This window comes from Paractinoplanes toevensis (assembly GCF_018332695.1).
GTDB classification, from domain to species: domain Bacteria; phylum Actinomycetota; class Actinomycetes; order Mycobacteriales; family Micromonosporaceae; genus Actinoplanes; species Actinoplanes toevensis.
The window spans coordinates 22,555-28,836 of record NZ_BOQN01000082.1; the positions used below are offsets into that span (position 1 = coordinate 22,555).

General features: G+C 68.5%; 7 protein-coding genes. 6 read left to right on the forward strand and 1 reads right to left on the reverse strand.

From position 1 onward, the window contains the following. Positions 1-73: 73 nt before the first annotated feature. The 6 genes from Ato02nite_RS31135 (at position 74) to Ato02nite_RS31160 (ending at position 5,165) form a co-directional block, all read left to right on the forward strand. On the forward strand, positions 74-1,174 hold the full coding sequence (locus Ato02nite_RS31135; protein WP_213010233.1) for an LCP family protein: 1,101 nt from the start codon (positions 74-76) through the stop codon (positions 1,172-1,174). Positions 1,175-1,196: 22 nt separating this feature from the next. Further along, positions 1,197-1,532, forward strand: coding sequence for a rhodanese-like domain-containing protein (locus Ato02nite_RS31140; protein ID WP_213010234.1), 336 nt, complete (start codon positions 1,197-1,199; stop codon positions 1,530-1,532). Next, positions 1,529-2,311, forward strand: coding sequence for a glycerophosphodiester phosphodiesterase (locus Ato02nite_RS31145; protein WP_213010235.1), 783 nt, complete (start codon positions 1,529-1,531; stop codon positions 2,309-2,311). The genes Ato02nite_RS31140 and Ato02nite_RS31145 overlap by 4 nt, the downstream gene beginning before the upstream one ends. An 84-nt stretch (positions 2,312-2,395) precedes the next feature. Beyond that, positions 2,396-3,532, forward strand: coding sequence for a sensor histidine kinase (locus Ato02nite_RS31150; protein WP_213010236.1), 1,137 nt, complete (start codon positions 2,396-2,398; stop codon positions 3,530-3,532). A 38-nt stretch (positions 3,533-3,570) separates the two neighbouring features. Then, positions 3,571-4,449 (forward strand): DUF5926 family protein, encoded by an 879-nt coding sequence (locus Ato02nite_RS31155; RefSeq protein WP_213010237.1) that lies wholly within the window; start codon positions 3,571-3,573, stop codon positions 4,447-4,449. Further along, positions 4,446-5,165, forward strand: coding sequence for a glycoside hydrolase family 16 protein (locus Ato02nite_RS31160; protein ID WP_213010238.1), 720 nt, complete (start codon positions 4,446-4,448; stop codon positions 5,163-5,165). The genes Ato02nite_RS31155 and Ato02nite_RS31160 overlap by 4 nt, the downstream gene beginning before the upstream one ends. Before the next feature lie 885 nt (positions 5,166-6,050). Here Ato02nite_RS31160 and Ato02nite_RS31165 read toward each other — a convergent pair. Then, a partial coding sequence (locus tag Ato02nite_RS31165) for an arginine deiminase family protein (RefSeq protein WP_246607621.1) occupies positions 6,051-6,282 on the reverse strand: 232 nt, incomplete at its 5' end.

Sequence of the window (6,282 nt, forward strand, 5' to 3'; positions counted from 1 at the left end):
TGTGACTCCCCCCTTTGTGCCGTTGGAGTGTCGATCAACCGGCAGAAGAGCCCCCGGTACGTAACCTGGTTTCATGTCGCAGACCACCGGAAGAGCCGCCGTTCCGCAACCGGGACCGAGGGAGTACCCCGGTGGTCCGTATCAAGATCCGCCGCGCGGCAATCCGTACAGCGGCAAGAAGAAGCTTCGGCCCCGCTGGGGCCGCATCGCCCTGCTGGCCGGCCTGGCCGTTCTGATCATCGCGACGATCGTCGGCATCTCGCTGTACGGCTACGCCGCCAACCTCGACGGCGACCTGAAGCGCACCGACGCCTTCTCCGGGATCACCGGGGACCGGCCGGGCAAGGCCGTCGACGGCGCGCAGAACATCCTGCTGGTCGGCAGCGACTCGCGGGACCCGGACGCCAAGGAGGACTCGGCGAACGCCTGGCGCGCCGACACGCTGATCCTCATGCACGTCCCGGCCGACCACAAGTCGGCCCAGCTCGTCTCGATCCCCCGGGACCTGTGGGTGGTCGTGCCCAAGAGCAACAGCGCCGCCTGCAGCGACGGGAGCCGCGCCAAGATCAACGCTTCGTTCGCGTTCGGCGGCCTGCCCCGCGCGGTGCACACCGTCGAGTGCCTCACCGACGTGAAGATCGATCACGTCATGGCGATCGACTTCGGCGGCTTCAAGGAGGTCACCGACGCGCTCGGCGGCGTCGACCTGAAGGTGGACAAGACGATCACGTCGATCCACAAGCCGCACCGGGTGTTCACCAAGGGCATGATGCACATGAACGGCGAGCAGGCCCTCGACTGGGTGCGTCAGCGCTACCAGTTCCCCCGCGGTGACTTCGACCGCCAGCGCCACCAGCAGGAGTTCCTCAAGGCCCTGATGGAGAAGGCGACGACCAGCGGCACGATCACCAACCCGGGCAAGCTCAACGACTTCCTCAAGGCGGTCACCGCGGCCGTGACGGTCGACAACGACTTCTCGCTCACCGACGCGGCCGTCCAGTTCCGCGACATCCGCGGCAGCAACCTCACCTTCATCACCAGCCCGAACAAGGGCAGCGAGACCATCTCCGGCCAGTCGGTCGTGGTCTCCGATCGGGAGAAGGCGCTCGCCCTCTACAAGGCGGTGGCGGCCGACAAGATGAGTGACTGGATGGCGGCTAACCCGGCCAAGTAATCGAACCCTTAAGCTGAAAAGCGTGTTCGGACCACAAGTACCCAGCGTGACCGCTCCCGAGGTGTCGGCCGACGCCTACCTGCTCGACGTGCGTGAGCCCGATGAGTGGGAGGCCGGCCACGCCCCCGGCGCTCACCACCTGCCGATGATGGAGATCCCGCCCCGGATGGCCGAGGTGCCCACCGATGTCGAGGTCGTCGTGGTGTGCCGCTCCGGCGGGCGCTCCGGCCAGGTCGTCTCATACCTGATGAACAACGGGTGGGACAACGTTCGCAACCTCGACGGCGGCATGCAGTCCTGGGCCGCGACCGGCCGCGAGGTGGTCAACGAGAACGGGCAACCGGCCCGAGTTCTATGACCAGACCGTTCGTCTTCGCGCACCGAGGGGGCGCGGATGCTCTGCCCGAGCACACACTCGGGGCATATATGCGCGCCATCGAGGATGGCGCGGACGGGCTGGAGTGCGACGTCCGGCTCACCCGCGACGGGCACCTGGTCTGCGTGCACGACCGCAACCTCAAGCGCACCAGCAACGGCCGTGGCCTGGTCAGTGCCAAGACCCTGGCCGAGCTCGAACCGCTGAACTTCGGCTCCTGGCACCCCGCCTACCCGGAGAACGACGATCTGCCCGACCTCAGCCGGCTGCTCACCCTCGACCGCCTGCTGACGGCGATACGCGACAGCGGCCGGCCGGTGCGGCTGCTCATCGAGACGAAGCATCCGTCCCGCTACGGCGCCGAGGTGGAGCGCCGGCTGGTCGCCCAGCTGCGCCGGCACGGCCTCGCCGACAACCACCCGGACAACCCGGTCCATGTCACGGTGATGTCGTTCGCGGCCCTGGCGCTGCGCCGCATCCGGTCACTGGCGCCGGCCCTCCCCACGGTCTACCTGCTGGAGATCCTGCCGCCCGGGGTGGGCCGCGGACGGCTGCCGTTCGGCGCGCGGATCGCCGGGCCGGGCATCGGCCTGGTGCGCGCGAGACCCGGTCTGGTGCCGGCGCTGAAGCAGGCCGGCCATCGGGTGTACGTGTGGACCGTCAACGAACCCGACGAGCTCGAAGTGGTGCTGAAACACGAGGTCGACGGCGTGATCAGCGACCGGCCGAAGTTCGTGCTGGATCGGCTGGCGCAGGTGTGACGTCCACCACGGTACGGTGAATCCGAACAAGATCCGCGTCTCTCCATCTGCCGAAAACGAAGGAAGCGAGGCAGACTCGCAGACATGCCGGACCGTCCCGACTACACCGCGCTGACCCGGGGTCAGATCGCGGTCCTCGATCGGCTCAACGCCGGCGAGACGGGCCTGCCCGTCGTGCAGCGCATCGTCCGTCTCGCCGAAGAGGTGCTGGGCGGCCTCGGCGCCGGCTTCGTGGAATATTCGCCCGGCCACGGCCGCGTGGTCGCCGCCAGCGGCACCTGTGTCCCGGCCGTCGGCCGGCGCGTCGCGCCCACCTCGGTCGACGCACTCAACCACGTCTTCGGCGATCCGAGCCGGGTGCTCGGCGTCCGCTGCCAGGCCGGCGACACGGCCGTCGGCTCGCTGCACGTCTACTTCGGCGAGCAGGACGAAAAACCCGGACCGGCGCATCTCGGGGTCATCGAGCTGCTGGCCGCCCTCCTCGGCCGGCTCTACGCCGCCCAGCGGGAGCTGGCGGCCGACGTCGACCAGGCCCGCCGCCAGGAAAATCGCGACCTGTGGGTCGCCGTGACCAGCCATGAGCTGCGCACCCCGGTGACGGTCATCAAGGGCTACGCGGACACCCTCACCAACCACTGGGACACCCTCGGCGAGGCTGGCCGCCATGAGGCCGTCCGGGTCATCGGCACCCGGGCCGGGGAGCTGGCCCGGCTGGTCGACCGGCTGCTGTCGGCTACCAGCGAGGACGGCGAGATCGGCGGTGCCCCGGCCGGGCCGTTCGATCTGCCCGAGACGCTGCGCGGCGCCGTCGACGAACTTCCCGCCGACCTGCGCCGCCGGATCAAGCTCGGCAATCTGCCGGCCGAACTGCCCAAGGCGTACGGCGATCGCGACTCGATCGCCACCATCCTCACCGAGCTGGCCACCAACGCCGAGAAGAACTCGGCGCCGGACACCGCGATCGAGCTGTGCGCGGCCGCCGACGGGGAAACCCTGCGCTTCCGGATCGCCGACCGGGGCATCGGCATCCGCCCCGAGCACGTCGAGCGGGCCTTCGAGCGCTACTGGCAGGCCGAGGGCGGCGAGCGACGCCGTCACCCCGGCGCCGGCCTGGGCCTCTACCTGGTGCGACGACTGGTGGAGCGGCAGCAGGGCTGGGTTTCGCTGCGCCCGCGCGAGGGCGGCGGCACCACCGCCGAGGTCCGCCTGCCGCGCGCCTGAATTTCTCTTTGCGGGCGTAACGCCTAGGCTGTCTCGCCGTGAGCAAGCGTCGCAACCAACGCCAAACCGCCCCGAAGCGCGAGAAGGTCCGCGACATCTTCGTCGCCCGCCCGTTCGAGGGCCTCGCGGACGAGCCGGAGTGGATCGCCCTGCGTGAGCTGGTCCCGGCCGCCTCCGCTCCGCTGACCCTCAAACCCGAGATCATCGAGGAGTACGGCGACCGCCAGGTCACGCTGTCGACCGTGCTGCCGATGGCCTGGCCCGCGATGACCCGCACCGACGGCCGGGTGTTCATCGGCCTCCAGCGGCACGTGCAGTCCGGCGACGTCTCCCGGGACCTGACGGTGGCGATCCTGGCCGCCCTGCGCACCGAGCCCGGCGGCACGGTGTCGGTGCCGGCCCTGCCCGGTGAGGGCCCGCGCCTGCAGGACATCCTGGCCGACGGCCCGCTCGAGATCACCATGCACGACGGTTTCGAGTACTGGCTGGACGCCGACCAGGCCGAGGACCCGAACGTAAAGGCGTCCCTCGAACGGGCCAACGCGTCGATCTACCCGACCGTGCGGCTGGCGGCCGGCCGGGCCGCGTACTGGTGCCGGGTGGCACCGGACAAGGGGCACGTCCGCTGGGTGCTGCCCGAGCCGGAGGACCAGGCGCTGGACGCGCTGGCCCGGCTGTCCGCGTCGGGTGACCTGCTGCTCGGCGAGAAGACCAAGTTCGCCGGTATGTTCCGGGCGCACGGTCTGCTGGTGCCGGTCTGGGACATCCCCGGCGAGCCGGAGGCCGCCGACTGGGAGGCCCCGCTGGCCGACTTCGCCAAGCGGTACGCCGACATCCTGGCCGAGACCGGCCCGCTGGACGCCGACGCCCGCCGCGCCAAGCAGGGCCTGATCGGCCGCCAGCTCACCTTGCGATGATCTACCGGTTCGACACCGACGAGCTGGACCGCTCCGTGTGGGTGCCCTGGTACCTGCCACATTGGAGTTCACGCGCGCAGTCCGCCGCCACCTACACGGTCGGCGGCGGCTCGCTGCGCCTGAGCATTCCCGCGGACCAGCCGTTGTGGGCCGAGGGCGTGCACCCGACGCCGCTGCGCGTGTCGGGCATCCAGAGCGCGAACTTCTCCGGCCCGGTCGGCAGCACGATCGGCGGCCAGCCGTTCCTCGACAATCAGCAGGTGCGCGAGGAGCAGCCGGAGTTCTGGGGCTGCACGCCGCTCTACGGCGACATCTCGATCCGGATGCGCGGCGTGATCTCGCCGCGCTCGATGGTGGCGTTCTGGCTCTCCGGCATCGAGGACGAGCCTTCGCACTCGGGCGAGATCTGCGTGATGGAGGTCTTCGGCAGCCGGCCGCAGGGCATCGGCATGGGACTGCACCGCTTCCGCGATCCCGCTCTGACCGAGGACTGGTCGGTGGTCGATCTTCCGATCGACGTTTCCGCTTTCCACGTGTACGGGGTCAAATGGCGCCCAAACTCGCTGGAGTTCACCGTCGACGGCGAGGTGGTCAAGCGCGTCGACCAGGCGCCTTCGTACCCCGTACAGCTGGAGATCGCGGTCTTTGATTTTCCCGATAAGTCGGACTTGGTTGAAGTGCCGGAACTATTAGTTTCCGAAGTCATCGTCAGCTGACCATCGGTAGCGGCCGTGCGCAACGGATCGACTTAACGGTCGCCCACCCCCGCTACTTTTCGCATTCATCTGATGACGTTCTGACTAGATCCCGGGACATCGGTGCACGCCAGCTCAGGTCAGGCTAACTTCGTGTTCCAGGACCCCAAGGGGGAGACAACCCCCCGGGGATGCACTATCCGTAAGAAAATTAGTGAGTGAATGCGGCATTCCTCCCCACTCACTCGCCTCTCTTTTGCCCAGATGCCTTGCCTCCGTACCGGATCGTGCACGTACGGTAGTGAAAAGAGTGCCCGGAGAGACCTTTTGCCGGAGGTAGCAGTGACGTCTGCGCCTCCTGCTCGCCGCAGCCGCACAACGAAACGGCACCCGTCTTGTCCACGGATGCCGTTTCTCAATCCCTCACGCGAGCCGGGTAGCCCAAGGAGGCATTGCCTTGACCGTAACAAGAACACTCCGCGTGCACAATCAGTCACCTAATTATCACGTAGTGGTGACTTTCCGGATTGGGTTGCGGCAGCCGGACGACACACGCACCCAGCGGGCTTGAGTCAAATGCTCATCGAAGGGGCTGCCCTCGCGGCTGTAGTCGCTGCGGTGTTCCGACCCATTCAGAACGTCGCCATCGCCCGCATGGCGCTTCACGGCGCCGCACCTGAGGACCGGCCCGCGATCATCGAGGCATTGGCGAAGACCAGGCAGTTCGGTCTTTGGTCGAAGCCTCGATGGCCGCCGGCCATGAGGCGAAGCGCTGCCGTCTCGCGGTCTCCGGTCATCGATCGGGTCGAGCCGGAGCCGGCCGACAAAGCGCGATAAACAATCAGCGGACGACGGCCAGTGCGGCAGTTACCCGATATCGGAAGTTGATGTTTCCGGAGCCGCTGGTCAGTTGACCAGCGGCTCCCGCTCGATCGGGCAGCTCATGCAGCGTGGGCCGCCGCGGCCGCTGCCCAGCTCCGAGCCGCTGATCCGGACCACCTCGATGCCGGCCCGCTCGAGCTGGGCGTTGGTCTCGATGTTGCGCTCGTAGGCCACGCACAGCCGTGGCGCGATGGCCAGGGTGTTGTTCCCGTCGTCCCACTGCTCGCGCTCGGCCGTGACCGGGTCCAGGCCGGTG

Excerpts from the sequence above, each read along its gene's own strand:
- Ato02nite_RS31135 (WP_213010233.1), top strand. The coding sequence starts at position 74 with ATGTCGCAGACCACCGGAAGAGCCGCCGTTCCGCAACCGGGACCGAGG.
- Ato02nite_RS31145 (WP_213010235.1), top strand. The coding sequence starts at position 1,529 with ATGACCAGACCGTTCGTCTTCGCGCACCGAGGGGGCGCGGATGCTCTG.
- Ato02nite_RS31150 (WP_213010236.1), top strand. The coding sequence starts at position 2,396 with ATGCCGGACCGTCCCGACTACACCGCGCTGACCCGGGGTCAGATCGCG.
- Ato02nite_RS31160 (WP_213010238.1), top strand. The coding sequence starts at position 4,446 with ATGATCTACCGGTTCGACACCGACGAGCTGGACCGCTCCGTGTGGGTG.